Origin of the sequence: Lentibacter sp. (assembly GCF_965658795.1) — a bacterium.
Lineage (GTDB): Bacteria > Pseudomonadota > Alphaproteobacteria > Rhodobacterales > Rhodobacteraceae > Lentibacter.
Genome location: NZ_CBFHTG010000026.1, coordinates 1 through 25,977 on the forward strand (window position 1 = coordinate 1; position 25,977 = coordinate 25,977).

28 protein-coding genes and 1 riboswitch are annotated in these 25,977 nt (G+C 59.8%); of the genes, 20 read left to right on the forward strand and 8 right to left on the reverse strand.

The genetic code is table 11. The features are described 5' to 3' along the window. Nucleotides 1-1,415: autotransporter outer membrane beta-barrel domain-containing protein (locus ACTG3X_RS13480; RefSeq protein WP_439111798.1), on the forward strand; the 1,415-nt coding region annotated here is incomplete at its 5' end. 59 nt (nt 1,416-1,474) lie between these two features. Beyond that, nucleotides 1,475-2,011 carry an invasion associated locus B family protein gene (locus ACTG3X_RS13485; protein WP_439111799.1) on the forward strand — a complete coding sequence of 179 codons (537 nt, stop codon included), beginning with the start codon at nt 1,475-1,477 and terminating at the stop codon, nt 2,009-2,011. A gap of 74 nt (nt 2,012-2,085) precedes the next feature. Here ACTG3X_RS13485 and ACTG3X_RS13490 read toward each other — a convergent pair whose 3' ends face one another. Continuing rightward, the gene (locus ACTG3X_RS13490; RefSeq protein ID WP_439111800.1) at nt 2,086-2,373 is read right to left on the reverse strand and encodes a hypothetical protein; all 288 of its coding nucleotides are present in this window, start codon (nt 2,371-2,373) and stop codon (nt 2,086-2,088) included. A gap of 204 nt (nt 2,374-2,577) precedes the next feature. On the opposite strand from ACTG3X_RS13490, the gene ACTG3X_RS13495 reads away from it, so the two are divergent. Continuing rightward, entirely contained in the window at nt 2,578-2,850 is a 273-nt protein-coding gene (locus tag ACTG3X_RS13495; RefSeq protein ID WP_439111801.1) for a hypothetical protein, read from the forward strand. A 50-nt stretch (nt 2,851-2,900) separates the two neighbouring features. On the opposite strand, the gene ACTG3X_RS13500 is transcribed toward ACTG3X_RS13495, so the two are convergent. Then, the gene (locus ACTG3X_RS13500; protein WP_439111802.1) at nt 2,901-3,470 is read right to left on the reverse strand and encodes a hypothetical protein; all 570 of its coding nucleotides are present in this window, start codon (nt 3,468-3,470) and stop codon (nt 2,901-2,903) included. A 300-nt stretch (nt 3,471-3,770) separates the two neighbouring features. Between ACTG3X_RS13500 and ACTG3X_RS13505 the strand changes: the two genes are divergently transcribed. Continuing rightward, nucleotides 3,771-5,249: a protein adenylyltransferase SelO gene (locus ACTG3X_RS13505; RefSeq protein ID WP_439111803.1), complete on the forward strand. Its 1,479-nt coding sequence runs from the start codon at nt 3,771-3,773 to the stop codon at nt 5,247-5,249. A gap of 275 nt (nt 5,250-5,524) precedes the next feature. Further along, nucleotides 5,525-7,210, forward strand: a complete 1,686-nt coding sequence (locus ACTG3X_RS13510; RefSeq protein ID WP_439111804.1) for a calcium-binding protein — start codon at nt 5,525-5,527, stop codon at nt 7,208-7,210. A gap of 53 nt (nt 7,211-7,263) precedes the next feature. Here ACTG3X_RS13510 and ACTG3X_RS13515 read toward each other — a convergent pair whose 3' ends face one another. Both ACTG3X_RS13515 and ACTG3X_RS13520 read right to left on the reverse strand, forming a co-directional pair. Next, a complete protein-coding gene (locus ACTG3X_RS13515; protein ID WP_439111805.1) occupies nt 7,264-8,190 on the reverse strand; it encodes an XdhC family protein in 927 nt (308 codons plus the stop codon). Between the two features lie 132 nt (nt 8,191-8,322). Then, nucleotides 8,323-8,991, reverse strand: coding sequence for an SDR family NAD(P)-dependent oxidoreductase (locus ACTG3X_RS13520; protein ID WP_439111806.1), 669 nt, complete (start codon nt 8,989-8,991; stop codon nt 8,323-8,325). Between the two features lie 132 nt (nt 8,992-9,123). Here ACTG3X_RS13520 and ACTG3X_RS13525 point away from each other — a divergent pair, with 132 nt between their 5' ends. The 4 genes from ACTG3X_RS13525 to ACTG3X_RS13540 are packed head-to-tail and all read left to right on the forward strand — an operon-like array spanning nt 9,124 to nt 12,543. Beyond that, entirely contained in the window at nt 9,124-10,008 is an 885-nt protein-coding gene (locus tag ACTG3X_RS13525) for a metal ABC transporter substrate-binding protein (RefSeq protein ID WP_439111807.1), read from the forward strand. Beyond that, nucleotides 10,008-10,853, forward strand: a complete 846-nt coding sequence (locus tag ACTG3X_RS13530) for a manganese/iron ABC transporter ATP-binding protein (RefSeq protein ID WP_439111808.1) — start codon at nt 10,008-10,010, stop codon at nt 10,851-10,853. The genes ACTG3X_RS13525 and ACTG3X_RS13530 overlap by 1 nt, the downstream gene beginning before the upstream one ends. Beyond that, the gene (locus ACTG3X_RS13535) at nt 10,853-11,719 is read left to right on the forward strand and encodes a metal ABC transporter permease (RefSeq protein ID WP_439111809.1); all 867 of its coding nucleotides are present in this window, start codon (nt 10,853-10,855) and stop codon (nt 11,717-11,719) included. The genes ACTG3X_RS13530 and ACTG3X_RS13535 overlap by 1 nt, the downstream gene beginning before the upstream one ends. Then, the gene (locus ACTG3X_RS13540; RefSeq protein WP_439111810.1) at nt 11,716-12,543 is read left to right on the forward strand and encodes a metal ABC transporter permease; all 828 of its coding nucleotides are present in this window, start codon (nt 11,716-11,718) and stop codon (nt 12,541-12,543) included. Before ACTG3X_RS13535 ends, ACTG3X_RS13540 begins: the two co-directional genes overlap by 4 nt. A gap of 101 nt (nt 12,544-12,644) precedes the next feature. Here ACTG3X_RS13540 and ACTG3X_RS13545 read toward each other — a convergent pair whose 3' ends face one another. Both ACTG3X_RS13545 and ACTG3X_RS13550 read right to left on the reverse strand, forming a co-directional pair. Next, nucleotides 12,645-13,280 (reverse strand): ChrR family anti-sigma-E factor, encoded by a 636-nt coding sequence (locus ACTG3X_RS13545; protein WP_439111811.1) that lies wholly within the window; start codon nt 13,278-13,280, stop codon nt 12,645-12,647. Continuing rightward, nucleotides 13,277-13,930: a sigma-70 family RNA polymerase sigma factor gene (locus tag ACTG3X_RS13550; protein WP_439111812.1), complete on the reverse strand. Its 654-nt coding sequence runs from the start codon at nt 13,928-13,930 to the stop codon at nt 13,277-13,279. The genes ACTG3X_RS13545 and ACTG3X_RS13550 overlap by 4 nt, the downstream gene beginning before the upstream one ends. A 103-nt stretch (nt 13,931-14,033) precedes the next feature. Here ACTG3X_RS13550 and ACTG3X_RS13555 point away from each other — a divergent pair, with 103 nt between their 5' ends. Genes ACTG3X_RS13555 through ACTG3X_RS13585 form a run of 7 tightly spaced genes read left to right on the forward strand, consistent with a single transcriptional unit; the run spans nt 14,034 to nt 20,218 of the window. Further along, nucleotides 14,034-15,323 carry an NAD(P)/FAD-dependent oxidoreductase gene (locus ACTG3X_RS13555; RefSeq protein ID WP_439111813.1) on the forward strand — a complete coding sequence of 430 codons (1,290 nt, stop codon included), beginning with the start codon at nt 14,034-14,036 and terminating at the stop codon, nt 15,321-15,323. Continuing rightward, complete coding sequence (locus ACTG3X_RS13560) at nt 15,320-16,066, forward strand: DUF1365 domain-containing protein (RefSeq protein ID WP_439111814.1); 747 nt, start codon at nt 15,320-15,322, stop codon at nt 16,064-16,066. The genes ACTG3X_RS13555 and ACTG3X_RS13560 overlap by 4 nt, the downstream gene beginning before the upstream one ends. After that, the gene (locus ACTG3X_RS13565) at nt 16,066-17,223 is read left to right on the forward strand and encodes a class I SAM-dependent methyltransferase (protein WP_439111815.1); all 1,158 of its coding nucleotides are present in this window, start codon (nt 16,066-16,068) and stop codon (nt 17,221-17,223) included. The genes ACTG3X_RS13560 and ACTG3X_RS13565 overlap by 1 nt, the downstream gene beginning before the upstream one ends. Continuing rightward, nucleotides 17,216-17,731 (forward strand): hypothetical protein, encoded by a 516-nt coding sequence (locus ACTG3X_RS13570; protein ID WP_439111816.1) that lies wholly within the window; start codon nt 17,216-17,218, stop codon nt 17,729-17,731. Before ACTG3X_RS13565 ends, ACTG3X_RS13570 begins: the two co-directional genes overlap by 8 nt. Beyond that, nucleotides 17,728-18,948 carry an MFS transporter gene (locus tag ACTG3X_RS13575; RefSeq protein WP_439111817.1) on the forward strand — a complete coding sequence of 407 codons (1,221 nt, stop codon included), beginning with the start codon at nt 17,728-17,730 and terminating at the stop codon, nt 18,946-18,948. Before ACTG3X_RS13570 ends, ACTG3X_RS13575 begins: the two co-directional genes overlap by 4 nt. Beyond that, nucleotides 18,945-19,490: a DUF3833 domain-containing protein gene (locus ACTG3X_RS13580; RefSeq protein WP_439111818.1), complete on the forward strand. Its 546-nt coding sequence runs from the start codon at nt 18,945-18,947 to the stop codon at nt 19,488-19,490. Before ACTG3X_RS13575 ends, ACTG3X_RS13580 begins: the two co-directional genes overlap by 4 nt. Beyond that, on the forward strand, nt 19,490-20,218 hold the full coding sequence (locus ACTG3X_RS13585; RefSeq protein WP_439111819.1) for an SDR family NAD(P)-dependent oxidoreductase: 729 nt from the start codon (nt 19,490-19,492) through the stop codon (nt 20,216-20,218). Before ACTG3X_RS13580 ends, ACTG3X_RS13585 begins: the two co-directional genes overlap by 1 nt. On the opposite strand, the gene ACTG3X_RS13590 is transcribed toward ACTG3X_RS13585, so the two are convergent. Both ACTG3X_RS13590 and ACTG3X_RS13595 read right to left on the reverse strand, forming a co-directional pair. Continuing rightward, on the reverse strand, nt 20,215-21,267 hold the full coding sequence (locus ACTG3X_RS13590) for a permease (protein WP_439111820.1): 1,053 nt from the start codon (nt 21,265-21,267) through the stop codon (nt 20,215-20,217). The genes ACTG3X_RS13585 and ACTG3X_RS13590 overlap by 4 nt on opposite strands. A gap of 55 nt (nt 21,268-21,322) precedes the next feature. Continuing rightward, on the reverse strand, nt 21,323-21,637 hold the full coding sequence (locus ACTG3X_RS13595; RefSeq protein ID WP_439111821.1) for an ArsR/SmtB family transcription factor: 315 nt from the start codon (nt 21,635-21,637) through the stop codon (nt 21,323-21,325). A 336-nt stretch (nt 21,638-21,973) separates the two neighbouring features. Here ACTG3X_RS13595 and hisD point away from each other — a divergent pair, with 336 nt between their 5' ends. The 4 genes from hisD to ACTG3X_RS13615 form a co-directional block, all read left to right on the forward strand. Next, nucleotides 21,974-23,305, forward strand: a complete 1,332-nt coding sequence (gene hisD / locus ACTG3X_RS13600) for a histidinol dehydrogenase (protein WP_439111822.1) — start codon at nt 21,974-21,976, stop codon at nt 23,303-23,305. Nucleotides 23,306-23,364: 59 nt separating this feature from the next. Beyond that, nucleotides 23,365-24,129: an SDR family NAD(P)-dependent oxidoreductase gene (locus ACTG3X_RS13605; RefSeq protein ID WP_439111823.1), complete on the forward strand. Its 765-nt coding sequence runs from the start codon at nt 23,365-23,367 to the stop codon at nt 24,127-24,129. Next, a complete protein-coding gene (locus tag ACTG3X_RS13610) occupies nt 24,129-25,148 on the forward strand; it encodes a LacI family DNA-binding transcriptional regulator (protein ID WP_439111824.1) in 1,020 nt (339 codons plus the stop codon). The genes ACTG3X_RS13605 and ACTG3X_RS13610 overlap by 1 nt, the downstream gene beginning before the upstream one ends. Before the next feature lie 121 nt (nt 25,149-25,269). Further along, nucleotides 25,270-25,467: riboswitch (cobalamin riboswitch) on the forward strand. A 125-nt stretch (nt 25,468-25,592) separates the two neighbouring features. Beyond that, on the forward strand, nt 25,593-25,977 hold a 385-nt coding region (locus ACTG3X_RS13615; RefSeq protein ID WP_439111825.1), incomplete at its 3' end, for a TonB-dependent receptor.

Here is a 25,977-nt window from a genome sequence, read left to right on the forward strand (position 1 = left end):
CCGGCAACTACCTGACAGCGGGTACGCTCAACATCGAACTTGATGGCACAGACCAAGTGGTTGCAGGCGGCCTGATTACGTCAACCGAGTTTGATACGATCACAGTGTCTGGCAGCGTCACAATCGATCCGGCAACAAGTGCACTTCATCTGTCCCGTTCGTCGGGAGCATTTGAACCCGCCAAAGGAGACAGCTTCCACTTCCTGCAAATGACAGATCCGTCACTTTCCGAAGGCTACTTCGGGACAGTCACGTCGTCTCTGTCAACAGGCGTACTGGTCAGCCTGACCAGCGGTGAAGCTGTCGGCACAGGCGAAAACGCGGGTGTGTCCCTGTCCGATATCGTCGGACAGACAGACAACGAAAGCCGTATCGTTTCAGACCTGATGGTCTCTGACGCTGGTGGTGTAGAGCAGTATCGTGGCGGCAACTTTGCCACGCGTCTTCTGTCAGCGACCTCGACAGCTGAAGAAACCGCTCTGTTCGAAGCCGCCTCGCCAGAAAGCTTCGCAAGCTTTGTCGACTTCGCGACGCGCTCGGCCTCAAGCCTGATGGAAGACCATACAGCAGCAGGTGCAGGTACAGTCAAAGGCGGCATTTCCTTCGTGTCCTCCTTGAGTGCCCGCAGCAGTGGCGAGTCTTTCTCCAACGACAATGCTGCCTACTCCATGTCAGGCACGGCCTCGACGCTGGGCATCAAAACGGTAGAGGGCGAGCGGGCTCAGCTCAGCGGCTTTATCGGCTTTGACAACGGCAACATCAGCTCGACAGCGATGCGCTCCGATGTTGAAGGCTTCGCAATCGGTGCTGGCTTGGAGTATCGCGCTGGTGACAGTGAGAACCTGCTTCTCTCGGTTGATATGTTGCAAGCTCACTATGACTTCACCGGCACACGTGACTCGTTTGACGGAACAGTCTCCGAGTTTGATGCGAACGGTCGCACCACAAGCGTCGGCGTTGGGGCCAACTACGAGTTTGCGCAGTCTCAGAATGGCGGGTTTGTCGTCGGCCTGAACGTGCGCAGCCTCGCGGGTAGCATCGACAGCTTCACCGAAGAAAACAGCGGGATCTACAACGGTCTGACTGTTGGTAAGCAGCGCTACTCAGATGTAAAGACAACCCTGACGCTGGGGGGCAACTACCGGACCTCAGACAACGGTATGTTCAGTGGTATGCTGAGCATGGGCAACACGTCTGGCTCAAACGATCGTGAAGTGATGGCGAATTTCTCTGTCGATGATCAACAGTTCGGTGTCACAACGCCTGGCTTTGATACAAACTTCTCGACACTTGATCTGGGCTACCAGCACCAGGCCGCCAAAGGCGTCGCCGTCTCTGTACGGGGTAACTTCGGCCTCGCCGGCGCTGCCAAAGACAGCCACAAGATCTCGGCAAATCTCAGCTTCGAGTTTTAAAACAACAGCGCGGAGGGCAGATCGCCCTCCGCGTTTTTCGGTATAAAAGGAACACCATCATGACGGGTATTTTCTCGAAGTTTGCTTCAGGTCGCCGCACCTTGGCGCTCGTGGCTTTGTGCGTGGCAAACTCGGGTGGTGTGTTTGCCCAAGACACGATGCCACGTAGCGGCGCTGTCTTCGGTGACTGGTTGTTTCAATGCACAGCGATAGCCGAAGGCAAAACCCGCTGTGCGTTTTCGCAAACCATCGTCAACGGTGAAGCTCAGGAGGTTCTCGCGTGGCTCTCTGTCAGCCGGGGCAGCGAAGACGACACTCTTCTTCTGACCAGCATTGTGCCTTTGGGCGTTGATGTGTCGGTGGCACCTGCATTGCAGCTTGATGACAGTGCGATCAGCCTGCCTGTGAAGACCTGCTCCAAGACGGGCTGCATCTCGCGTGTTCAATTGTCGTCATCCGAGATCGAGACGTTTTTGGCCACATCAGAGCTTGCTGTGCTCTACAAGTATCCCCGCGTTGAGCAGACAAGCCGCGTGCGCGCGTCTGTCAAAGGCCTTCCCGAAGGTCTGCGCCAGGCACAATACATCTCGGACTGAGGCGCAGCCGCCCGTCTGATACGGTTTATCCAAATATTGAACTCCCAGATCAGGCCCGCAATGCGGGCCTTTTCTTAGAGGTTTTCTGTGTTCAGAAAATACTCTGGCTGGCGCTTGGTGCCACCCACGCTGACCATTCCGCGCTGCACCAGCTTTGAGAGGCTGCGGTAGGCCGTGGCGCGGGAGTGATCATAGGCTTCCACCTCGGCAACAATGTTTGTGCCAAGGGCAAAAGGCTGCTTCGAGCAGATGCTCTCAATCACTGCGAGCACATCAAGCTCACAACTGTTCAAGTCTCCAAGCCCGAATTCGCGCTCCATCTCGAGCAACATGGTTCTCAGTTTGGCGTACTCTGCAAACATATGTGCAGCTCTCCTTGGCAGCTTGTGTTTCGCTGGATGTGAGCGAGTCTGTCTGGCCCGCTCCTGTCCATCAAAGTTTATTGTAATTTGATCAAATTATCAAATTTAAATTGCGGTAACCGGCCCTTAATTTCTATCTGTTTTCTTGACTTTAGGAGCCACCTGTCTCACGCTGAGACAAGACCAAAAACAAGCGAACATGATATGATTGTAACAACTCAAATAGCACAGCTTGACGCCAAAGTCTCGGAAAGCGTTCAGCTTATCAAAACCAACCAGCCCAAGGCGCTCTCAGCGGCGCTGAGTATTGAGTGGGAGACAACGGGTGTGCCTGATGTCGATGAATTGATGTCATCGCACTACAGCTCTGTGCGTGGAACGCTTCTGGCAAAGTTGCAGGGCCTCAGCGCTGACGAGTCTGATGAAGCCGTCGCGCCAATGCGCAGCTCTGGCCACGGCGCCAGCTACGATCTGTAAGCTTTTTGAGAGCTTGGTGCGCGCGCCGTTTCCGTGCGCGCCCCCACAATTCAACGGTTGCTCTTAACTTCTGTATACCCGCGCCGATAGCGAAAGTAGAGCATGGCAAGGCAGAGCATCACGAAGGCACCGAGCGTGTCTCCGACGAGGAAGCCCAAAATCTGGCCAATGTCTGAGTTCATCTCGTAATAGCCACGCAACACAAAGACCTTGCCGAACGAGTTGATGAACGACGCGACAATCGCGACAAAAATAACAGCGCGCCAGTTGAACAGGCTTTTTATGGTGCTGCTGTTGAACGACAGCGACATCCCCGCAAATTCCAGCATGCGCAGCACAATGTAGGCGCTTGAGCCGCCGATAATGGCGGAAACGAGTTTGGTAGGCGCGCCGGCTGTGGTTTTCCAAAAGATGATAGAGATGATAAATTCTGATAAAATCAGGGGGAGTATGGCACGCTCTCTGAAGAGCCATGTTGCCACCACGCGCACACCATGTGGCAAAAAGAGAATTGACCCGACGAGGGCCCCGGAAAAGGCGCTGATCTGTAGTGGCTCGATAATGAGCAAGACTACGGCGTAGCTCGCTGCATACATCATGAAGATTGACACTTCTATCACTGCGCGTCTCCGTACTCTGAACCCGAAATCTTTCGTATAAGTCACGTAACCTGATAAATCATTCTTCCCCAATTCACCTAACGTATTCAAGGTGAAAGCGGCCGGTCTTTTGCTTTAGTTGCCCCTGGGTACCTCCGGTTTCGCGCAAGAGTATAGGTTAGAATGTCTCAAGGTGATACAGATATCCAAATGGCGCAAAATTAGGCGCTGGCGGCCAATTGCTGCGCCGAGGTTTCTGCTCTGGTTGATCCTCGCGCAAATGAGCATAGATAAGCACCGAGCCAGAGCAGGAAGCGCGCCATGACACAACTCCCCGATTTCGCCTTTGACAACAGCTACCATCGGGAGCTTTCAGGCGCCTACGCCTCATGGCAGGGCGATAAGGTGCCAGCGCCCCGGATGCTGCGCCTCAATGTGGCCTTGGCCGAAGAGTTGGGGCTTGATGCCGAGGCGCTCGCAGGCGAGGCAGGCGCTCTGATCTTCTCTGGCGCGCGCACACCCACAGGCGCTGCCCCCTTGGCCATGGCTTACGCTGGCCACCAGTTTGGCGGGTTTTCTCCGCAGCTTGGCGATGGCCGCGCGATCCTTGTGGGCGAAGTGCTCACCCGCACAGGCGCGCGCCGCGATATCCATCTCAAAGGCTCGGGCCGCACCCCCTTTTCTCGCGGGGGTGATGGCAAAGCAGCCCTCGGCCCCGTGCTGCGCGAATACCTCATCGGCGAGGCCATGTATGCGCTCGGCGTGCCGACAACCCGCGCTTTGGCCGCTGTCACAACAGGTGAGAAAATCCACCGCGAGAGTGGCGCGAAAGACGGGGCCGTTCTCGCCCGTGTCGCCGCTTCTCACCTGCGCGTGGGCAGCTTCCAGTTTTTTGCGGCGCGCGGCGAAGTCGAGATGCTGCGCAAACTGGCAGACTATGCCATCGCCCGCCACGACCCCGACCTGATCGGCCAGGAGGGCCGCTACCTCAGTTTCCTGAAGCGCGTTGCAGAGCGGCAGGCCGAGCTTGTCGCGCAGTGGGTCAACCTCGGCTTTGTGCACGGTGTCATGAACACCGACAACATGACCATTTCCGGCGAGACGATTGATTATGGCCCCTGCGCCTTCATCGACAGCTACAGCCCCAAGGCCAGCTTCTCCTCGATTGACCAGCATGGCCGCTACGCCTACGGCAACCAGCCCAACATCGCCGCATGGAACCTTGCGCGCCTTGCCGAGAGCCTTCTGGCGCTCATCGACGCGGATGATGAGAAGGCTATCGCGCAGGCGACCGAAGTGATCACAGGCTTCCCCGAGCTGTACCAGGTGGCGTGGCTGAAAGGTGCGCGCGCCAAACTCGGCCTGACAGGCGAGGCCGAGGGCGACCTTGCGCTGGCCAACGGTTTCCTGATGACCATGCAGGGCCACTCCGTCGACTATACCAACGCCTTCCGCGCCTTGGCCGAAGCGGTGCGTGGCAATGATGCGCCTCTGCGCGCGCTCTATGAGGACCCGACCGAGCTTGACGCGTGGCTGCAAGCCTACCTTGCCCGCGCGGGGAAAGAGCCCGCGCCCGCCGCCGCGCGCGCCACGGCTATGGATGGGGTGAACCCGCTCTACATCCCGCGCAACCACAAGGTTGAGGCCGCTCTGGAGGCCGCCGAGGCAGGCGATATGGCCCCGTTTGATGCGCTGCTCAAGCTGCTGCAAACGCCGTTTGCAGAGCAAGAGGGTATGCAAAGCTACGCCCGACCTGCGCCCGAAAGCTTTGGGGCGTACAAAACATTTTGCGGCACATAAGCGCGAAAGCCACGCGATTTTTGTTGCGGATCGCGATGATTTCTCCCCAAAAACTATCTTAAGATAGCTAAATTTCTGTGGTGTAGAACGCGTACAAGTCTTTGGCTTTACATAGTTTTGAGCGCATTTTCGAGCGTGGGCCTCCGTCTGCCTCGGGCTAAATTATCTTTAGATATTGATATAAAACCGCAGAAAACGTAACTTTTTCGCGTGTTGCATTCTTGGGGAAGTTCTGGGGCGGCGCATTTGTGCAAAGTAAAACGTAAGAGGGTATCATGACTTCAGTAAACATCGACGCTTGGACGCTTTCGTCCCCTTTTGGTGAGGACGAAATTCCAACTGCTTTTTCACCAGTGCAGCTCACGCTGGGCTTTGAAGGCACAAACACCTCGGTGACATATACCGTGGTAGAAACAACCGATGGAGATGTCGAAGTAGATCTGCTGCCATCTGGCCTTGAATCCATTTCTATTGATGGTGTTGAGATCGGGCCTGATATTGACTCATTGTACGCCTCCATCAGCCAGGTTTCGTGGGGGGATGGCAACGAAGCAGTTGTTTTTTATGCGGATGATATCGACACCTCAAACGACACGCTGGAGTCTTTTGTCTTCTCGTTGTCGGGCGATGCTCTTCCAGAGCTTACAACCCTCCAGGAGTTCCTGACGTTTTTTTCAGGCGTGACGAGCAGCCCCAACATCCCTGCTGGCTTTCAAGCGGGTGACGTTATCGATCTGGCCACTGTTCCGACTGCCGAGGTGGTTCCAAGCCCACCGACCCCCGAGGGCGAAACAACCGTCTTCAATTTCAACGCACTGAGCCTGTCCACAGAAGCTTACGACGAGGAGAGCGATGAGGCTCCGGACGTGGTCAGCTTTGCGCCCTCTGTCTTCTCTGTCGAGCTTCAAGGTGACAACAGTACATTTAATTACACTGTGGAGGAACTCTCGGGCGACGAAGCTGAAGTTAATATCGACGCAGATGGCCTTCAGTCCCTCTCGATTGATGGCGTCGAAATACCCAATATGGGCTTTGACCTAGATGCTTACATGACCGTGTTAACATGGGGGGAGGGTAACCAAACGACCATCTTGTATCTCGATGATCTTGATACCTCCAATACGCTGGAAGACAGCATCATTATCGAGGTCGCGGGCGATGCTTTGCCAGAGATGACCACGGTGGCCGACTTCGAAAATTTCCGCAACACGGTTACGGATAACAACGCAAACTTCCCGGCAGGTTTCCAAGAGGGTGACGAGATTGACTTCAGTTCGTTCTCAAGCTTCATCGAAGGTGAAGGTGAAGGTGAAGGTGAAGGCGACAACACCCCAAGCGATGGCGATGATGTTATTGTCGGGGGCGCTGGCGAAGACTCTGTCCTTGGCGGCGATGGCAACGACGAGGTTCGTGGCGGTGCTGGCGACGACGATTTGCGCGGCAATGCGGGCCGTGACGTGCTCTACGGCGACGAGGGCAATGACAACCTCAAAGGCGGCAAAGGCGCGGATATGATCTTTGGTGGCGCTGATGCCGATACTCTGAAGGGCAACAAGCAAAGCGACGAGCTCTACGGCGGCAGCGGCGACGACACCCTGAAAGGTGGCAACGGAGACGACCTGCTGGAAGGCGGCGACGGCAATGACAACCTCTCTGGCGGCAAGAAGCAAGACACGCTCGATGGCGGTGCTGGCGATGACATCCTCAAAGGCGGCTTTGGCGCAGATGTCTTCATCTTTAACGGTGGCGCAGATGTGATCACCGACTTTGGCAAAGGTGCCGACCAGCTCGATATTGATATCGCCCTTGGCGCGGAAGGCGGGACAACTCTGGCAGAGTTCATCGCGGCCTATGGCAGCCAGGTCGGCGACGATACTGTGTTTGACTTCGGCAATGGCAACAGCCTGACATTGGAAGATGTCACTTTGACAAGTCTTGGTGTAAGCGACTTTATCGCTTGAGGCCTCTTTCAGTCCAAGTCAAAGGCCACTCTTCGGAGTGGCCTTTTTCGGTGTTAGCTGTCGCTCAACACTTCGGCCAGAACGCTCACCGCCAGTTTGCGTGCGTCGCGTGCCGAGGGCACCAGCCCGATGGGCCCGCGCAGCTTGCTCAAGAGCGCTGCGTCCACGCCCATGTGCACGAGCTCGGCGCGGCGCAGGGCTGCGGCCCGCAAGCTCCCTTGCGCACCGATGTAAAATGCATCGCTCTCTAGCGCACTGGCCAGAATAGGCGGCTCCCAGTCATGGTCATGAAAGAACAGGACAACCGCGCTGCGGCTGTCGGCCTTGAGGCCTTCGGGCATATGTGCGTGTGTCAGCTGCTCGGTCGCGCAGCCCGCAGCGCTGACAGACGCCAGCGTTTCCGCATCGGGTGACAGCACAAGGTTCGGGTAGCCCGCTGCCTGCACAAGCCCTGCAAAAGTGGCTGTCTCGGGGCCTTTCCCAAAGATGAAAAACTGGATTTCAGGCTCGATGGCGATGCTGAAGATATCAGCGGTCCACCCCGTTGTGCCCGTGGCCTTTACCTGTAGCGCGCCTGTGTGCCGGTGCACCTCAAGGCACGCAGGCTGGCGGGCGCTGTGTTGCGCCAGCAGCGCCTCAAGCGCGGCCACGTCAGGGCGCGGCAGCAGCAGGATATCAAGCCCGCCACCACAGGGCAGAACAATGTCCCCAAAGGGAGAGCCAGCACCATACCGCAGGGTTTTGGGCTGGCCCGTGGCAAGCGCCTCGGCCGCATGAAGCGCAATGTCGGCCTCCACACAGCCCGAGGAGAGCGTGCCAACGCGCGCGCCAGTTTCAAGCACGGCCATCATCGCGCCAAGCGGGCGGTAGGAGGGGCCATCAACGCCCGAGATCACACAGAGCACACCCGCGCTGCCCGCCTCGGCTAATTGGCGGATCGGCTCAATCACCGTGCTGGCATCAAGCGCCGGAACACTCATGGCTCTGTCCTTTTCTCAAGCAGCGTTAACCTCGCGCTAACCTTGTTTTGCCAATATCGTCAATAACGGGTGAACATCCGCCAAAGAATTTGGCTCAAATGCGGTATATGCAGGGTGTCACCCGCTCTTCCCTCACCAGACAATCGGCTTATGCGCATAGTCAAAGAATTGGCCGCTCTCGGCCTGTGTCAGGCCCAACATCACGGTCACGAGGTTGTCTGCGGCTTCTGCTGGCGTCACCGTGGAGTGGCGCGCGGCGTATTCGGCAGTAAAATCTGTCGCCACCGTGCCGGGGTGGAGCGCAACGGCTATCGCCTCTTTGTGGCTGCGGCCAAGCTCGATGGCCGCGCCATGCACCAGCTGGTTCGCCGCCGCTTTTGAGGCGCGGTAGGCGTGCCACCCGCCGATCTGGTTGTCGCCAATCGAGCCCACCCGCGCGGTGAGCACAGCCAGAACCGAGCGGCCCTTTTTGGGCAAAAGCTTGGGTGCATGGCGCAGCACATAGCCCACGCCAAATGTGTTGACCTTGAACACCTCTTCAAAGCTCTTTTGGCGGATCTGGCTCAGCGCTTTCTCGGGTGCGCTGCCGTCGGCGGCCAAGATGCCCGAGGCCATAAAGACAAGCTCATACGGCCCTTCAAGCGTGCTCAACTGGGCGTCTACGCTGGCTTGGTCGGTCAGGTCGAGGCCATCGCGCGCGCGCGACAGGCCGTGCACCTCCCAGCCGCGGTGGGTGAGGTTTTGCGCGACAGCGGCTCCAATGCCGCCTGACGCTCCGATGATGAGGGCTCTTTGTGTCATGGTGTAAACCTAAGCGCCCCTGCGCCCTTTGCAAGCGGCAGTTTCAAATCCCGTTGCAAATGAGAATGATTTGCAATAACAGTTTTTTGACACGCCCCGCGTGACATGTCATGACGCTCTCAGGAGATACAAATGATCCGCTCGCTTACCCTCGCAACCGCGCTCTTTGCAGCCACTGGCGCATGGGCCGAAGACAAACTCAAAGTTGTCACCACCTTCACGGTTCTTGCCGACATGGCCCGGAACGTCGCGGGGGAGGCCGCAGAGGTTGTCTCGGTCACAAAGCCCGGCGCCGAGATCCACGGTTACTCGCCAACACCCCGCGATATCGTGCGCGCGTCCGATGCCGACCTGATCTTGTGGAACGGGCTCAACCTTGAGCTTTGGTTCGAGCAGTTTCTGGACAATCTGGGCGATGTGCCCTCCGCCGTTCTGAGCGAGGGCATCGAGCCGATCGCCATTGGCTCTGGCAGCTATGAAGGCAAGTCCAACCCGCACGCCTGGATGGGCCTTGAAAATGCGCTGATCTACATCACCAATATCGAGGCCGCCCTGAGCGCGGCTGACCCTGAGAATGCCGCCACCTATGCCGCCAATGCGGCGGCCTATGCAGAAGAGCTGCGCGCCACGATAGAGCCGCTCAAAGCACGCATCGCCGCGATCCCGGAGGACAACCGCTGGCTTGTGACCTGTGAAGGCGCCTTCAGCTATCTGGCGCGCGACCTCGGCTTGCAAGAGCTCTACCTCTGGCCGATGAACGCCGACCAGGTCGGCACGCCGCAGCAGGTGCGCAAAGTCATTGACGGGGTGCGCGCCAACACCATCCCCGCTGTCTTCTGCGAAAGCACGGTCAGCACGGCCCCTGCCGAGCAAGTCGCCCGCGAGACAGGCGCAGCCTATGGCGGCGTGCTGTACGTTGACAGCCTCTCAGCCGAAGATGGCCCCGTGCCCAGCTATCTCGACCTCTTGCGCGTCACCACAGAAACGGTCGCGCGCGGCCTCACAGGAGCCAAGTAATGCAAGGCATTCGCGCAAGCGGCGTCACCGTCACCTACCGCAACGGCCACACCGCGCTGCGCGATGCGAGCTTTGAAATCCCCCAAGGCACCGTCACAGCGCTTGTCGGCGTCAACGGCGCGGGCAAGTCCACGCTGTTCAAGGCGATCATGGGGTTTGTGCCTGTCTCCAAGGGCGAAATTACCTTGCTCGGCAAGCCTGTGCGCGAGGCGCTCAAATCAAACCTTGTGGCCTATGTGCCTCAGGCAGAAGAGGTTGACTGGGCCTTCCCCGTGCTGGTGGAAGATGTGGTCATGATGGGCCGCTACGGCCACATGGGCTTCTTGCGCCGCCCCAAAGCGGCGGACCATGCCGCGGTTGAGCAGGCGCTCACCCGCGTCAATATGCAAGCCTTTCGCAAGCGCCAGATTGGCGAGCTTTCGGGCGGGCAGCGCAAACGCGTTTTCCTCGCCCGCGCGCTGGCGCAAGAGGGGCAGGTGATCTTGCTGGACGAGCCTTTTACAGGCGTCGATGTGACCACCGAGAACCAGATTATCCAGCTCCTTGGCGAGCTGCGCGACGAAGGCCGTGTCATGCTTGTGGCCACCCACAACCTCGGCTCTGTGCCCGAGTTCTGCGACCGCACCGTGCTGGTCAAGGGCACAGTGCTGGCCTATGGCCACACCGATGAGGTCTTCACCCGCGACAACCTCGAAGACGCCTTCGGCGGCGTGCTGCGCCACATCACAATCGGCGGCGACACGCTTCACGAAGACAGCGACGAACGCGCCGTGACCATCCTCACCGATGACGAGCGCCCCTTCGTGCAATACGGCGAGCAGACCCAGCGGCAGGAGCGCGAGTGATGAGCGCTGGCGCTTACTGGCTGGAGCCGTTCAGCTATGGCTATATGCTCAACGCCATGTGGGTCTCGGCCCTCGTCGGCGGTGTCTGTGCTTTTCTTGCGGCCTTTCTCATGCTCAAGGGTTGGTCGCTCATCGGCGATGCGCTCTCGCATTCTGTCGTCCCCGGTGTGGCGGGGGCCTATATGCTGGGGCTGCCCTTCGCGCTGGGCGCGTTTCTGGCGGGTGGACTGGCGGCAGGGGCCATGCTCTTTCTCACCGAGCGCTCGGGGCTGAAGACCGATGTGATCATCGGGCTGATCTTCACAAGCTTCTTCGGCCTTGGCCTCTTCATTGTCTCCATCAGCCCTGTGAGCATTGATCTCCAGAGCATCACCATGGGCAATATCCTTGCCATCACGCCCTCTGATACGCTGCAACTGGCGCTTATCGGCGGCATCACCCTTGTGGTGCTTCTGGCCAAGTGGAAAGACCTCATGGTCACGTTTTTTGATGAAAGCCACGCCCGCTCCATCGGCCTGCACCCCGCGCGGCTGAAGGCGATGTTCTTTGTGCTGCTGTCGGCCTCCGTGGTGGCGGCGATGCAGACTGTGGGGGCGTTCCTCGTCATCGCGCTTGTCGTCACGCCGGGGGCCACGGCCTATCTGCTCTGCGACCGCTTCCCGCGGCTCATTCTCACCTCTGTTGCCATCGGCACGGTGACAAGCTTTCTGGGGGCATATGCGAGCTACTTTCTGGACGGGGCAACAGGCGGCATCATCGTGTGCTTGCAAACCGCGCTCTTCCTTCTGGCCTTTGTCTTTGCGCCCAAACATGGCCGCCTCGCAGCCTGGCGCATGGCGGCCAAAGCTCTGGAGGCGCAGCCATGAACGAGCTTCTTCTGCCCTTCCAGTTCCCGTTTATGCAAACGGCCTTCCTGATCGTTGCGCTGATCTCTGTGCCGACAGCGCTCCTGAGCTGTTTTCTTGTGCTCAAAGGCTGGGCGCTTATGGGCGACGCGGTGAGCCACGCTGTGCTGCCCGGGATCGTGCTGGCCTATATCCTCGGCGCGCCGCTCATCCTTGGTGCCTTTGCGGCGGGGATGTTTTGTGCGCTGATCACCGGCTATCTGTCAGAGCACAGCCGCGTGAAACAGGATACGGTTATGGGTGTGGTGTTTTCAGGCATGTTCGGCCTCGGGATCGTGCTGTATGTGGGCGTCGAGACCAACGCACACCTTGATCACATCCTGTTTGGCAACATGCTGGGGATTTCTTCAGCCGAGCTCTGGACGACCGCAAGCATCGCCGCCGCTGTTTCGGGCCTGTTGCTGGTGAAGTGGAAAGACCTGCTCCTGCACGCCTTTGACCCCGCCCAAGCGCAGGCCTCTGGCCTGCCCGTGACGTGGCTGCACTATGGCCTGCTCACGGCACTCTCGGCCACAATCGTGGCGACGCTTTCGGCTGTGGGGCTGATCCTTGCCATCGGCCTGCTCATCGCGCCGGGGGCGATTGCGTTTTTGCTCGTGCGCGAGTTTCGCACCATGCTCTGGGTCTCGGTTCTGGTGTGCTTTGGCTCGTCTGTGCTTGGGGTCTACGCGAGCTTTTTCCTCGACAGCGCGCCTGCGCCAACGATTATCCTGATACAGACCTTGGTGTTTATTGCTGCGTTTTTGCGCAAGCTTTCGCAGAACAAGGCCGCCTCGCAGCTCTAGTGGGATCGAATTTTTGCTGCGCAAAAATCCGACCATGCGGGGGCCAGCCCCCGCACCCCCGGGATATTTGGAGCAAAAAGAAAGACATTAGATGTCAGGCGTTAGATGCGGAAGATCGGCTGGAGAAGCTTGGGGATAAAGGCATTGAACTTGAGCGCGGCATCTGTTGCGGCGATACAGATGCAAGCCTCGCCCTTGGCTGCCACGGGCGTGTGCTCCACAGCGTCATCGGCGACTTCCACGTCGCCCACGCCAAAGTGCCCGCCTTCATCAGAGAAAGCGCCTTGCAGCACAAGCGTAAGCTCCAGGCCGCCGTGGGAGTGATCTGGCACAGCCATGCCGGGCGGTATGTAGAGCAGGCGCACAGAGCCTGCTTTGCCGTGCTTCAGGATAGACTGGCGCACGCCACGGCCCAGTGGCTTCCACTTCGGGGGGCGGCCCTTGAGCGCTTCCATGATGGGCGCGGGAAAGATGCTTGAGCGCTCATAGACCGGGGCCTCTTCGACCGCATCATCGAGCTGGGCCATGACGTTGTCACGCAGGCTCCCCGAGAGCGCGGCCTTTTCGTGGGCCTCCATGACCGCGCCGCCAGCCATTTCATGGGCCGAGAGCCGCGCGCGGCATTCATCGCAGAGCGAAACATGCGTGGCGACAACAAGCGCAAAAGGCTCGGCCAGACGGCCGCTTGCATACTCCAGCAGGAGCGCATCGGGGATGTGATGTTTGATACTCGTCATGACTTTCGTATTCCGTCTAATTCGTGGCGCAGTTTTTCAAGACCAAGCCTGATACGCGATTTGATCGTCCCCAGTGGCAGGCCTGTTTCGGCTACTATATCGGTGTGTGACAGCTCGCCCAGATAGGCCTTCTCGACCATCTCTCTTTGGGCGGGCTTGAGCTTGGCCAGCGCGAGTTTGAGCGCGCTCACTTCCTGTTCGAGGCCAAGGGCATCGGAGGTGCTTTCTTCGCTCGCCTCGCTCTCGGCCTTCAAGGCCTCGGGCATGGGGCGGTTTTCTTTGCGCAGAATGTCGATCTGCCGGTTGCGCGCGATCTGGTAGAGCCAGCTTGAGACTTGCGCGCGCGTCGGGTCAAAAAGATGTGCTTTGCGCCAGAGCGTCAGCATCACGTCTTGCACCATGTCTTCGGCCTGACCGGAGCTGAGGCCAGAGCGCATCGCCACGCCCTTGAGGCGCGGGCCGAAATGGTCAAACAGCTTCCCGAAGGCGCGTTTGTCTCTCTGGTCTCGCACGGCTAGCATGAGCTCTGTCTCTGGTGAATAGGTTTTCAATTTGGCTTTGCCTTGAACAGGAATGGACGCGCGTTCGCTCGCCACCTTAACAAGGGGTGGAGCGGGTGCAAAGTCGGCTTCTCGTTCAATAAGCAACATATCCCCATTACGCCCGTGTTCCGCCCTTGGATCATATTTTTCGTCTTTTCTGATCCGTGCCGCAAAAAAAGGCGTAACCTCTTCAAATCCAAGCGGAGTTACCATGTCTTTTGATGCACCACCCCCCAAGCGCCAACGTATAGCCATCGTCGGTGGCGGAATTGCCGGTATGAGCGCGGCCTACAAGCTTTCGCCCCAGCACGATGTCACACTGTTCGAGGCTGCGCCGCGCCTTGGTGGCCATGCGCGCACCAAGCTGGCTGGCCTCAATGGCGACCAGCCGGTGGACACGGGGTTTATCGTCTTCAACTACGTGAACTACCCGCACCTCACGCGGATGTTCCACGACCTTGATGTGCCTGTCGAAAAGTCCAACATGAGCTTTGGCGCAACGATTGATGAGGGCCGTGTCGAATATGGCCTGCAAACTCTGGGAAGCATCTTTGGCCAGCGGCGCAACGCCACGCGCCCCGGCTATCTGCGGATGATCCGCGACATCCTGCGCTTCAATGCGCGCGCCGAGGCCACGGCCACCTCTGATGATATGACGATTGGCGAGCTTGTGCGCGAGCTGGGCCTTGGCACATGGTTTGAGCGCTACTACCTCATGCCCATCTGCGGCGCGATCTGGTCAAGCCCGACACAGGATATCCGCGATTTCCCCGCCAAGTCGCTGGTGCGGTTCTTTTCCAACCATGCGCTTCTTTCGGCCACACAGCCACACCAGTGGTACACGGTCACAGGCGGCTCGATCCAATATGTCTCCCGCCTTGAGCGCCACCTTCGCGCCACAGGCGTGAGCCTGCGCACCTCCACGCCGATCGAGTGGGTCAAGCGCGGCGATGGCGGCGTCACCATCAAGGCTGGCGACACAGAGCAGTTTGACCACGTCGTCATGGCCTGCCATTCCGATGAAAGCCTCAAGCTTCTGGCCGATCCGAGCGTTGAAGAAACGCGCCTGTTGGGCGATGTGGCCTATCAGGACAACACCATGATCCTGCACCGCGACGAGGGCCAGATGCCCAAGCGCCGCGCCTGCTGGTCAAGCTGGGTCTATAAGGCCGATGGCAGCGTTGAAGCGCCCTCTATCGGCGTGACCTACTGGATGAACCGTTTGCAAAACATCCCCGAGACAGACCCGCTCTTTGTCTCGCTCAACCCTTACACACCTGTGCGCGAAGAGCTGATCTATGATCAGAAGACCTTCCGCCACCCCGTGTTTGACGGCCCCGCACTCAAGGCGCAACGCGAGATCAAGGCAGCCCAAGGCACGCGCAACACGTGGTTTGCGGGCGCATGGCTGCGCAACGGGTTCCACGAAGACGGCTTTGCCAGCGCGGTGCACGTCGCCCGCGAGATCGAGCGCCGCGTGTCAGAGCCTGTGTTGGCATGAGCTTTGCACCACAACATATCGCAGGGGCCACAACCCACGCGCGCCGTGGCAGTGTCCACAACGCGTTCCGCTATGGCGTGGATTATGTGCTGATCGACCCTGAAGCGCCTTCGCCCGTGAGGCTCTTTTCGCGCAACCGCTTCAATCTGGCCTCCGTGCATGACAAAAACCACGGGGGCGCGCCCAAAAACGGCTGTGGCCTGCCATGGGCGCGCGATGTGTTCCGCGATGCAGGCCTCACGCCAACACGCGTGCTCCTGCTCACCCAGCCCAGCTTTCTGGGCTATGTCTTCAACCCTGTGAGCTTCTGGCTGGCCTATAAGGGCGCCAATCTTGTCGCTGTCATCGCCGAGGTGACAAACACGATGGGCGACCGCCACAGCTACCTGTGCAAGCGCGAGGGCTTTGCGCCCATCCGCCGCGAAGACCGCATCACAGCCGAAAAGATCTTTCACGTCTCCCCGTTTCAGGACGTGTTGGGCACATATCAATTCAACTACGACATCACGGCCGAGCGTGTCTCGATCCGCATCGCGCATGAAAACGGCGAAGAGGGGCTGATTGCCACGCTCTTTGGCCCGCGCGCACCGCTGACCAATGGCGCGATCCTGCGCGCGGCCCTGCGCCGCCCCATGGGGCCCTTGCGCGCGCTGGTGCTGATCCACTGGCAGGCCGTCAAACTTGTTCTCAAAGGCGCGCGCTTCCGCCGCCGCCCTTTGCCACCCGAAAAGGAAGTAAGCTAATGGGCTTTATCACACGTCGCATCGCACATGATTTCTTGGACACCTGCGCCCAAATCGACGGGGGCCGCTTCAACATCACCACACCCGAGGGCCATACGCACAGCTTTGGCAGCGGTGACATGCTTGCAGAAATGGAAGTCCATGACTGGGCCGCCATTGCCGCTATCGCCGCGCGCGGCGATGTGGGCTTGGGCGAAACCTATGTGGCAGGTCTCTGGGATACACCCTCGATTGAAGCGCTGGGCCGTCTGGCGATAACCAACATGGCCACGCTTGAGCCCTATGCCTATCCAAACCGCTGGAACACGTTCAAGTTCCGCGCGGTGGATCGTATTTTGCGGGCCAACTCTGTCAAGGGTGCGGCGCGCAACATCCGCTCCCACTATGACACGGGCAACGAATTCTACCAGCTCTGGCTGGACGAGGGCATGAGCTATTCCTCAGCCCTGTTCACAGACGGTGATTGCGACCTTGAGCGCGCTCAAAACCGCAAGCTTGACCGCGTTCTGTCGCGCCTTGGCGCAGGTGAGACTGTGCTCGAAGTGGGCTGTGGCTGGGGCAGCTTTGCCGAGCGCGCCGCCGAGGCTGGCCGTGATGTGACAGGCATCACCATTTCCAAGGCGCAAAAAGGCTATGCTGACGCCCGCCTTGACGGGCGTGCGGAGATCGAGCTTTGTGACTATCGCAACACTCAAGGCACCTATGACAACATCGTCTCCATCGAGATGATCGAAGCCGTGGGCGAGCGCTACTGGCCAAGCTACTTTGCCATGCTCAAGCAGCGCCTCGCCGCTGACGGGCGCGCTGTGGTGCAAGCCATCACTGTGCCTGACGCCTATTTTGATATCTACCGCTCCAGCTCCGACTTTATCCGCCAATACACCTTCCCCGGCGGGATGCTTCTGTCTGATGCGGTCATCGCCGACGAGGCCCGCCGCGCGGGGCTGAAAGTGAAAGAGAACTTCAGCTTCGGTCAGGACTACGCCAAAACACTGCGCATCTGGTCAGAGCGGATGGACGCCAGCGTCAAGCGCATCAAGGAATACGGCTACACAGATGCGCAGCTGCGCAGCTGGCAGTTCTATCTGCAAATGTGCGCGGCCACTTTTGCCGTGTCCCAAACCGATGTTGTTCAAGTCGAGCTGGCCCATGCTTAGGCTTTGCCTCATCCTTCTTCTTGCGCTGCCCGCAGCTGCGCTGGCCAAGACACCTCTTGAGCGCGCAGGCGTGCCCAATGCCATGCGCATGTCGTCGGTTCCGGTGACAGTGCTTGGCATCACGCTCTATAAGGCGGCGCTTTATACGCCCAACGGCGGGGCCTTTCGCCCTGATCGGCCCCATGCGCTCGAGCTGACCTACGCGCGCGCGTTTTCTCAGGCGCGGCTTCTCAGCTCGACCATGTCCGAGCTTGTCCGCATCGAAGGCGACAAACCCGACCACCCCGCCATTGAGGCCATTCTTGAGAACTGCCTGCGGGATGTGTCGCGCGGCGACAGGCTGACGGCGGTTTCAATGCGCGTGGGGCATCTCTCGCTGCTGATCAATGATACCACGGCCTGCACTCTCAAACAGCAGAACATCGGGCCACGGTTTCTGGCAATCTGGCTGTCGCCCAACAGCCGCTCGCCTGCCACGTCGCGCAGGCTCAAAGGCTGGAGCGAATGACACACGCCCAAGTCAGCCTCTTTGCCGTGATGCTCGCCGCCGCTGGCCTGCCGCTCTATATCCACCTGCCAGCCTATGCGAGCGGGCAGCTTGGTATGAGTCTCGGCGCGCTGGGTGGCCTGCTCATCGGCTTGCGGGTGCTTGATTTTGTGCAAGACCCGCTCTTGGGCCGCATGGTTGACCGCTTTCCAGAGGCGCGCGGCCTCTTTGCGGCTCTGGCGCTGGCGGGGCTTGGGGCTGGCTTTGCGCTGGTGTTTACCTTCTTGCCCGAAACGGGCCGCCTCTTCTGGCTCATCGCGGGGCTGGCGCTTCTGTTTACAGCCCATAGCCTTGGCAGCATCCTGTTTTATGGCCAATCCACCGCCATCGCAGGGGGCGAGGCAGGGCTGGTCAAGCTCGCCGCCTACCGCGAGGGCGGCAGCCTTCTGGGCGTGCTGCTCGCAGCCCTTGCGCCCACGCTCTTTGTCGCCGCCGGGGCAGGGGGCGGTGGCTACCCCGCCTTTGGCCTCGGCCTCGTGGCCTTGGCGGCGGCGGTCTGGCTGCTCACCCGCCCGCTTTGGCGCATTGCCAGCCCCGCGACCGCGCCCATGCAGTTTGCCGCGCTCAAAAGCGCAGGCGGCGTCCAGCTGCTCTGGATCGCGCTGATCAACAGCCTGCCTGTTGCGCTCACCTCCACCTTGTTTCTCTTCTTTGTGCAGGACAAGCTCGGCCTTGATGCGCTCGCTGGCCCCTTGCTCATGCTGTTCTTTCTTGCCGCTGCCCTCAGCGTGCCGCTCTGGAGCTGGCTGGTAAAGCGCCATGGCGCGCGCCGCGTTCTGCCGCTGGCGATGGGCCTTGCCATCGTCAGCTTCATGGGCGCAGCGCTTCTGCCCCAAGGGGCCGCCCTCGGCTTTGCGCTGATCTGCCTCGCGTCGGGCGCAGCTCTGGGGGCCGATATGGTCATCCTGCCGGTGCTCTTCTCAACCGCTCTGGCGCGCGCGGGCCTCTCCACAGGGGCCGCCTTTGGCCTCTGGTCGTTTGCGGGCAAACTTGCGCTCGCGCTGGCCGCCGCCCTGGCGCTGCCCGTGCTTCAGCTGGCGGGCTACACCCCCAACGCGGCCAACACGCCCCAAGCCCTCACAACCCTCACGCTGGCCTATGCCGTAGTGCCATGCATCATTAAAATTGTAGCGATTGTTCTCGTTGCCCGACTGCCTCAGGAGGTAAACACGCCATGAAGTTTCTCATGCTCCTTGCCATCGCCATTTTGGCGCTCATCGCCTTTCGTCCGGGGTTTTCGTTCAAAAGCCAGAAGCCCGAAGACTACGCCAAAAACACGCCCCTGTTTGACATCCGCGAGGCGCTCAGTGGCAAGCTGCTCTCCGAAGGGATGATCTATGGCCCCACGGGCCGCGTCACCTCGCGTTTCACCGCCGAGTTTACAGGCGCGTGGGACGGGGCCACAGGCACATTGGCCGAAGAGTTCGTCTATGACACAGGCACCACCCAGTCGCGCAAATGGTTCCTCACAATGGGCGAAGATGGCCACTTCACCGCAACGGCCGATGATATCATCGGTGTCGCCACAGGCCGCCAGCTCGGCAATGCCGTGTCCATGCGCTACAAAATCCGCCTCCCGGCCGAGGCAGGCAGCCATGTGCTGGATGTGACCGACTGGCTCTACCTTGTCGAAAACGGCAATATCCTCAACCGCTCCGAGATGCGCAAATTCGGGATCAAAGTGGCCGAGCTTATCGCCACAATGCGGCCGGTGAAGTGATGTTTGCTGGCAAAAAATACTGGCTCGTCGGCGCAAGCGAAGGCCTTGGCGAGGCGCTGGCGCAAAAGCTCGCAGGCGAGGGCGCGCACCTTGTGCTCTCCGCGCGCTCCGAGACCAAGCTGGCCGCGCTCGCAGCAACCCTGACCGACGCCAGCATCGTGGCCTTTGACGTAACCGACCCAGTCGCCGTGGCCAAAGCCGCGGCAGAGATCGGCCCGGTGGATGGCATGGTCTATCTCGCGGGCTATTATGACCCGATGAAAGCTCAAAGCTGGAACACAGACGCGGTGCAGCAGATGACAGCGGTCAACTTCACAGGTGCGCTCAATGTGCTGGGCGCAGTCGTGCCTGACTTTGTCGCGCGTGATGCGGGGCACATTGTGCTCATCGGCTCGCTCGCAGGCTACCGTGGCTTGCCCGGCTCCATCGGCTATGGTGCCTCCAAGGCTGCACTCATGCACATGGGCGAAACGCTCTACGCCGACCTGCACAAAACAGGCGTAAAGGTGCAAAATATCAACCCGGGTTTCATCGCCACGCGCCTCACAGCCAAGAACAGCTTTGATATGCCCCAGATCATGAGCCCTGAAGTGGCCGCCGAACATGTGCTGCGCGCCATGCGCGCAAGCCGCTTTGAAACAGCCTTTCCCAAGCCCTTTGCATGGCTCTTCAGCCTCGCAGGTTTCACCCCGCGCGCGCTCTGGCTCAAGCTGTTTTCAAAGGTCTAAACCGCGAGCCAAAGCTGGAACAACAGCCCGCTCACAAAAGAGCCGCTCAGCGCCAGCCCGAGGTAAAGCAAAAACACCTGCCGCTTGACCAAGGCCCAGACAGCCACAGCCGCAGGCAGAGAGCTAACACCCCCCGCCACAAGAAAGGCGAGGCCCGCGCCGGGCGCCATGCCTTGCTCCATCAACCCGCCCACAAGTGGCAGCGCCGCGTAGCCGTTCAGATAGGCAGGCACCCCCACAAGCGTTGCAATCGCAATGGGCGCAAGCCCCGTGCCGCCAAGCGCACTTGCCACCAGCTCGGCTGGCAACCACGCCAGCATCAGGCTTTCGAGCAGAAAGGCCAGCGTCAGCCACTTGGCCAGAAACAGCGTTGTCTTCAGCCCCTCGCGCCAGAACTTCATGACGCGTTCACGCTCGCCCCAAAACGCCCAGACAACAGGCTGCACACTGCGCACCTTTGATGCGCCGCAGCCGCCATTGCCCACACCCTCCCGCAGCGGATCAGAGAGCCCGCCCGCCCGCGCGATGAGGTGCACAGTCACGCCACCAAAAATGCCAAGGCTCACCGCGGTGATCGTCTTGGCGACGGCAAATTCAAAGCCCAACACACCCGTGGTGAGCACAAACATCGACGGATCCATCACAGGTGAGGCCAGCCAGAAGGCCATGACAGCCGAAAGCGGAACGCCCATGGCGAGCAGGGCCGCGATGAGCGGGATCACCCCGCAGGAGCAGAAGGGCGAAAGCCCGCCCGCCGCCGCTGCAATCGCGATCATGAGGAGCGGCGAGCCGGTGAAGGCCCGCGCGATCAGCCCGTCCGCGCCTGTTGCGCCTGCGTAGGCCGCTATCCCGATCGACAGCAGCAAAAAGGGTGCAACGTTGAGCAGGTTTTGCGCGGCAAAGGCCGCGCTCGTCACGCCTTGCTCTGGCACCAAGATGAACAGCACAGCCAATAGAAGCGCCGAAAACAGCCAGACCTTTTCCTTGCTCCAAAGCATATGCATCAATTCGGCAGGTGCCGAGCGGGGCGGGAGGCTATGGTCGGTCATCTCGATATCCTTAGAAATCTAGTTTTAATAGGGCCAGAAAAAAGCGGCGCATCTCTCACGCCGCATCCTCCTGTGTGAGGGTCACGCCAACGCAGCATTCGGCGGTGAGAAATGTGACTGTCTGGTTCATCATGCCAAAATCAACACGGTTCAGAATCTGCCGCCCCTCGCGCTCTTGCTGCACAAGCTTTGCTTCAACCAGCGCGCCCAAGTGGTGCGCAAGTGTAGAGGGGGCCATGCTCAGGTGCTGGCCAATGTCGCCAACATTCAGCCCGTCAGGCCCGGCTTTCACCAACAGCCGAAAGATGGCGAGGCGCGTTTCATGGCCAAGGGCGGCAAGGGCGAGGGCGGCTGTAGATTGTGTCATCATGCGCTCATTAAAACTACAAAACTAGTTTTGTCAACTAGGCGAGGCCGCGCGCTGCGTTAACGGCGCGTCTTTTCAGGTGGCGTGCGTCAGGCGGTGCACGGGGGGTGCACGCTTTGTGCACGCATATCACCCCCCTGGAATCACCCTTGGTTTTGCGCGTTAACCTGTCTGGCGGGCTCGGGGATGGCGCTGTTTGCATTCGTATGCAAAACCGCCTTGTCAAAGCGCGCCTGCTTTGCCTAAAGTCCGCGCAAGCCACTGCAAACCGCTCCGCTGGCCAGAGCCTCTCTGCCGCCACACCCGCGCTGGGCGGGCCCCAAGTTGTAAGGATCAAACATGAGCATCACCTATCTCAAACAAGGCAAGCCCGCCGCCGACCGCGCCGAAGACGACGCGAAAGTCGCAGGCGCGGTCGCCGCCACGCTGAAAGACATAGACGCGCGCGGAGACGTCGCTGTGCGCGAGCTTGCCAACACGTTTGACGGCTATGACCGCGAGACATACCGCCTCACAGAAGCCGAGATCGAAGAGATCATTGCAGAGGTCACGCCACAAGAAATGGCCGACCTCAAGTTTGCCCAAGAACAGGTGCGCAACTTTGCCCAAGCACAGCGCGAGTCCATGCTGGATATCGAGGTTGAGACACTCCCCGGCGTGATCCTTGGGCACAAGAATATTCCTGTACAATCAGTGGGATGCTATGTGCCGGGCGGCAAGTTTCCCATGGTGGCCTCGGCGCATATGTCTGTCGCCACGGCCTCGGTTGCGGGCGTGCCGCGCATCATTGCCTGCACCCCGCCGTTCAACGGCGTGCCGAACCCTGCGGTCATCGCGGCGATGCACCTTGGCGGCGCGCATGAAATCTACGTGCTCGGCGGCATTCAGGCCGTGGGCGCGATGGCGCTGGGAACCGAAACAATCGACCCTGTGCATCTCCTCGTCGGCCCTGGCAACGCCTTTGTCGCCGAAGCCAAGCGCCAGCTCTTTGGTCGCGTCGGGATCGACCTGTTTGCAGGCCCGACCGAAACAATGATCATCGCGGATGAGGCAGGGGCCGATGCCGAGCTTTGCGCCACCGACCTTCTGGGGCAGGCCGAACACGGCTACAACTCGCCCTGCGTTTTGCTCACCAATTCCGACAGGCTCGCCCGCGAGACCATGGCTGAAGTCGAACGTATCCTGACGATCCTGCCCACCGCCGAGACAGCCCGCAAAAGCTGGGAAGACTACGGCGAAGTCATCGTCTGTGACACCTATGAAGAGATGCTGAAAGTGGCCGATGATATTGCCTCCGAGCACGTGCAGGTGATGACAGATCGGGACGACTGGTTCCTTGAAAATATGACCTGCTACGGCGCGCTCTTCCTTGGTGCGCGCACCAACGTGGCCAATGGTGACAAGGTCATCGGAACAAACCACACGCTGCCCACCAAAAAGGCGGGGCGCTACACAGGCGGTCTCTGGGTGGGCAAGTTCCTCAAGACACACAGCTACCAGCGCGTCCTCACAGACGAGGCCGCAACGATGATTGGCGAGTACGGTTCGCGCCTGTGTATGCTGGAAGGCTTCGTGGGCCACGCCGAGCAGTGCAATATCCGCGTGCGCCGCTATGGGGGCGTGAATGTGCCCTATGGCGAAGGCGCGCCCTATCGTGACCCCGTCAAATAAGCGCAATGCTGCGCTGATACTGCCAGACCCCCGTTGAATAGCCGAATAGGACCAAGCCAATGACTCTTCCCAAAACACCTTCGATGAACCTTTCAGGCAAACGCGCACTCGTGACAGGTGCGTCGTCAGGTATCGGCCAAGGCTGCGCTGTGGCGTTGGCCGAGGCAGGCGCACATGTTGTCTGCTCGGCGCGCGGTGTCGAGCGTTTGCAAAGTACGGTTGATGCCATGGCCGCAGAAGGCTGGTCTGCCGAAGCGCTTGCGCTGGATGTCTCTGACCTTCCCACACTCGAGGCCGCCTTGGCCGCGCAAGCGCCCTTTGACATCATCGTCAATGCGGCGGGCTACGCCAAGCACGGCCCCGCAACCGACACCCGACCAGAAGACTTTGACGCTGTGATGAACATCAATCTGCGCGGCGCATACTTCCTCAGTGCCTGGGCCGCCAAATCGATGCAAGACGCTGGCATCGAAGGCAGCATCATCCACATTTCTTCCCAGATGGGCCATGTCGGCGGGGTTGACCGCGCCGTTTACTGCGCCTCCAAGTTTGGCCTTGAAGGCATGGTCAAAGCCATGGCCATCGAGTGGGGCAAAAGCCGCATTCGTATCAACACCATCTGCCCGACATTCATCCGCACGCCGCTCACCGAGCCAACCTTTGCCGATCCTGCGCGCGTGGCCTGGATCGAAGAAAAGATCAAGCTGGGCCGCGTGGGCGCGGTCGAAGATATCATGGGCGCAGTGCTCTATCTTGCCTCGCCAGCTTCGGCGCTTGTCACGGGCACCTCGATGCTGATCGACGGAGGCTGGACTGCCGACTGATGGGCCAGACGAAAGTCACCTCTGCCCAAGTGGCCGCAAAGGCTGGCGTCAGCCAGTCTGCGGTGAGCCGTGTCTTTACGCCGGGCGCGTCGGCGTCGGCACAGACGGTGGCCAAGGTGCGCGAAGCGGCCAAAGAGCTGGGCTATCGCCCCAATGTTCTGGCGCGGGCGATGGTCTCGGGCAAAAGCCGCATCATCGGGCTGGTGGTGGCGTATCTGGACAACCAGTTCTACCCGACTGCCATCGAAAAGCTGTCCAGCGCGCTTCAGGCCGAGGGCTATCATGTGCTCATTTTCATGGCGTCCCAGACGCGGGGCAACGTCGACACAGTGGTCGAGGAAATTCTCGACTATCAAGTTGATGGCATTGTTGCTGCCTCGGTCGACATGTCCTCCGATCTCACCAAGCGTTGCCGAGCTGCGGGGGTTCCGCTTGTGCTCTTTAACCGCGCACAAGACACCCGTGAAATTTCCGCTGTCACGTCAGACAATGTGGCAGGCGGGCGGAAGGCCGCCAGGTTTCTTCTGGCCGCAGGTCACCGGAAAATCGGCTATATCGCGGGCTGGCAAGGGGCCTCGACCCAGCGTGACCGCGAGCTTGGCTTCATGCAAGCGCTGTCAGAGGCAGGTCTTGCGCCCCACAGCCGCGAAGTGGGTGACTACACCATGCAAGGCGCACATGATGCAACGCGGCGCATGTTTGCCCAAGACCCGCCCGAAGCGGTGTTTGTCGCCAATGATCACATGGCCTTCGCTGTCATGGACACGCTGCGCTTTGAGCTGGGCCTGAGCGTCCCGCAGGATGTGTCTGTGATCGGATATGACGATGTTCCCATGGCCGCCTGGCCCGCCTACAACCTCACTACCGTGCGCCAGCCTGCCAACCGTATGGTGGCGCAAACCGTTGCGCTCTTGCTACATCAGATTGAGAAGCCAGCCGCCAAACCAGAGCAAATCCGCATCGACGGACCGCTTGTTGTGCGCGGTTCGGCCAAAGCGCCCAAGGCTGATCTGGCCTGATTGAAAGGCCTGCTGGCGCCCTGCCACGCGGTGGCATTGCCCCCTGTGTGTCCCGGGGGCGGCGAAAAAACAAATTCGGCCGCGTTCCTTCTGAAAGCTTGACGCAGAGAAGTGAGTCGTATTAACGCTTGATCAATCTGGTCCGGCAACCGCCGGTGAATAGGGAATGTGGTGCGGCTCTTGAGCCCAATCCACAACTGCCCCCGCAACTGTAAGCGGCGAGCGAAGCTGACATAGGCCACTGCCCTCAAACGGGTGGGAAGGCTCAGCCAAGCGAAGACCCGTAAGTCAGGAGACCTGCCAGGTTGTTCACCCTACCCGTGTGCGAGGGGCGCATTGGTAACGGACACTCCGTCGTGGTGGCACTTCATGTAACCACGGGGGAGCTTTGCCTTTCTCCGTACCCATAAACCTGCGCGCTCTGCGCCGGAGAAAGACACGACGATGAAATCTGCATTGAAGGCCTCGGCCGCAATGGCCCTTCTGGCCGCCCATACCCCAGCCTACGCACAGGAAGCGTTTGATCTCGGAGAGATCACACTGTTTTCAAGCTCCGTGCCGACAGAACTTGATAAGACAGGTACAACAACAGAAGTTTTGAGCGAGGAAGATATTGCCAAGCAGGGCCAGCAGGAAGTGGGCGACAAGCTTAATGCGCTGCCAGGTGTCTCGCTCACGCAAGACGGCCCGACTGGAACAAAACAAAGCGTGTTTGTGCGCGGCTTGCCCTCGAAATATGTGCCTGTTTTCTTTGATGGCATCGACCTCACAGACACGACAGCGGCGCAAACGGCGTTTGACTGGGGCGGGTTTGGCGCTGCAGGAATTG

Coding starts and splice junctions, on each gene's coding strand:
- ACTG3X_RS13485 (WP_439111799.1), top strand. CDS start 1,475: ATGACGGGTATTTTCTCGAAGTTTGCTTCAGGTCGCCGCACCTTGGCG.
- ACTG3X_RS13490 (WP_439111800.1), bottom strand. CDS start 2,373: ATGTTTGCAGAGTACGCCAAACTGAGAACCATGTTGCTCGAGATGGAG.
- ACTG3X_RS13495 (WP_439111801.1), top strand. CDS start 2,578: ATGATTGTAACAACTCAAATAGCACAGCTTGACGCCAAAGTCTCGGAA.
- ACTG3X_RS13505 (WP_439111803.1), top strand. CDS start 3,771: ATGACACAACTCCCCGATTTCGCCTTTGACAACAGCTACCATCGGGAG.
- ACTG3X_RS13510 (WP_439111804.1), top strand. CDS start 5,525: ATGACTTCAGTAAACATCGACGCTTGGACGCTTTCGTCCCCTTTTGGT.
- ACTG3X_RS13515 (WP_439111805.1), bottom strand. CDS start 8,190: ATGAGTGTTCCGGCGCTTGATGCCAGCACGGTGATTGAGCCGATCCGC.
- ACTG3X_RS13520 (WP_439111806.1), bottom strand. CDS start 8,991: ATGACACAAAGAGCCCTCATCATCGGAGCGTCAGGCGGCATTGGAGCC.
- ACTG3X_RS13525 (WP_439111807.1), top strand. CDS start 9,124: ATGATCCGCTCGCTTACCCTCGCAACCGCGCTCTTTGCAGCCACTGGC.
- ACTG3X_RS13530 (WP_439111808.1), top strand. CDS start 10,008: ATGCAAGGCATTCGCGCAAGCGGCGTCACCGTCACCTACCGCAACGGC.
- ACTG3X_RS13535 (WP_439111809.1), top strand. CDS start 10,853: ATGAGCGCTGGCGCTTACTGGCTGGAGCCGTTCAGCTATGGCTATATG.
- ACTG3X_RS13540 (WP_439111810.1), top strand. CDS start 11,716: ATGAACGAGCTTCTTCTGCCCTTCCAGTTCCCGTTTATGCAAACGGCC.
- ACTG3X_RS13545 (WP_439111811.1), bottom strand. CDS start 13,280: ATGACGAGTATCAAACATCACATCCCCGATGCGCTCCTGCTGGAGTAT.
- ACTG3X_RS13550 (WP_439111812.1), bottom strand. CDS start 13,930: ATGTTGCTTATTGAACGAGAAGCCGACTTTGCACCCGCTCCACCCCTT.
- ACTG3X_RS13555 (WP_439111813.1), top strand. CDS start 14,034: ATGTCTTTTGATGCACCACCCCCCAAGCGCCAACGTATAGCCATCGTC.
- ACTG3X_RS13560 (WP_439111814.1), top strand. CDS start 15,320: ATGAGCTTTGCACCACAACATATCGCAGGGGCCACAACCCACGCGCGC.
- ACTG3X_RS13565 (WP_439111815.1), top strand. CDS start 16,066: ATGGGCTTTATCACACGTCGCATCGCACATGATTTCTTGGACACCTGC.
- ACTG3X_RS13570 (WP_439111816.1), top strand. CDS start 17,216: ATGCTTAGGCTTTGCCTCATCCTTCTTCTTGCGCTGCCCGCAGCTGCG.
- ACTG3X_RS13575 (WP_439111817.1), top strand. CDS start 17,728: ATGACACACGCCCAAGTCAGCCTCTTTGCCGTGATGCTCGCCGCCGCT.
- ACTG3X_RS13580 (WP_439111818.1), top strand. CDS start 18,945: ATGAAGTTTCTCATGCTCCTTGCCATCGCCATTTTGGCGCTCATCGCC.
- ACTG3X_RS13585 (WP_439111819.1), top strand. CDS start 19,490: ATGTTTGCTGGCAAAAAATACTGGCTCGTCGGCGCAAGCGAAGGCCTT.
- ACTG3X_RS13590 (WP_439111820.1), bottom strand. CDS start 21,267: ATGACCGACCATAGCCTCCCGCCCCGCTCGGCACCTGCCGAATTGATG.
- ACTG3X_RS13595 (WP_439111821.1), bottom strand. CDS start 21,637: ATGATGACACAATCTACAGCCGCCCTCGCCCTTGCCGCCCTTGGCCAT.
- hisD (WP_439111822.1), top strand. CDS start 21,974: ATGAGCATCACCTATCTCAAACAAGGCAAGCCCGCCGCCGACCGCGCC.
- ACTG3X_RS13605 (WP_439111823.1), top strand. CDS start 23,365: ATGACTCTTCCCAAAACACCTTCGATGAACCTTTCAGGCAAACGCGCA.
- ACTG3X_RS13610 (WP_439111824.1), top strand. CDS start 24,129: ATGGGCCAGACGAAAGTCACCTCTGCCCAAGTGGCCGCAAAGGCTGGC.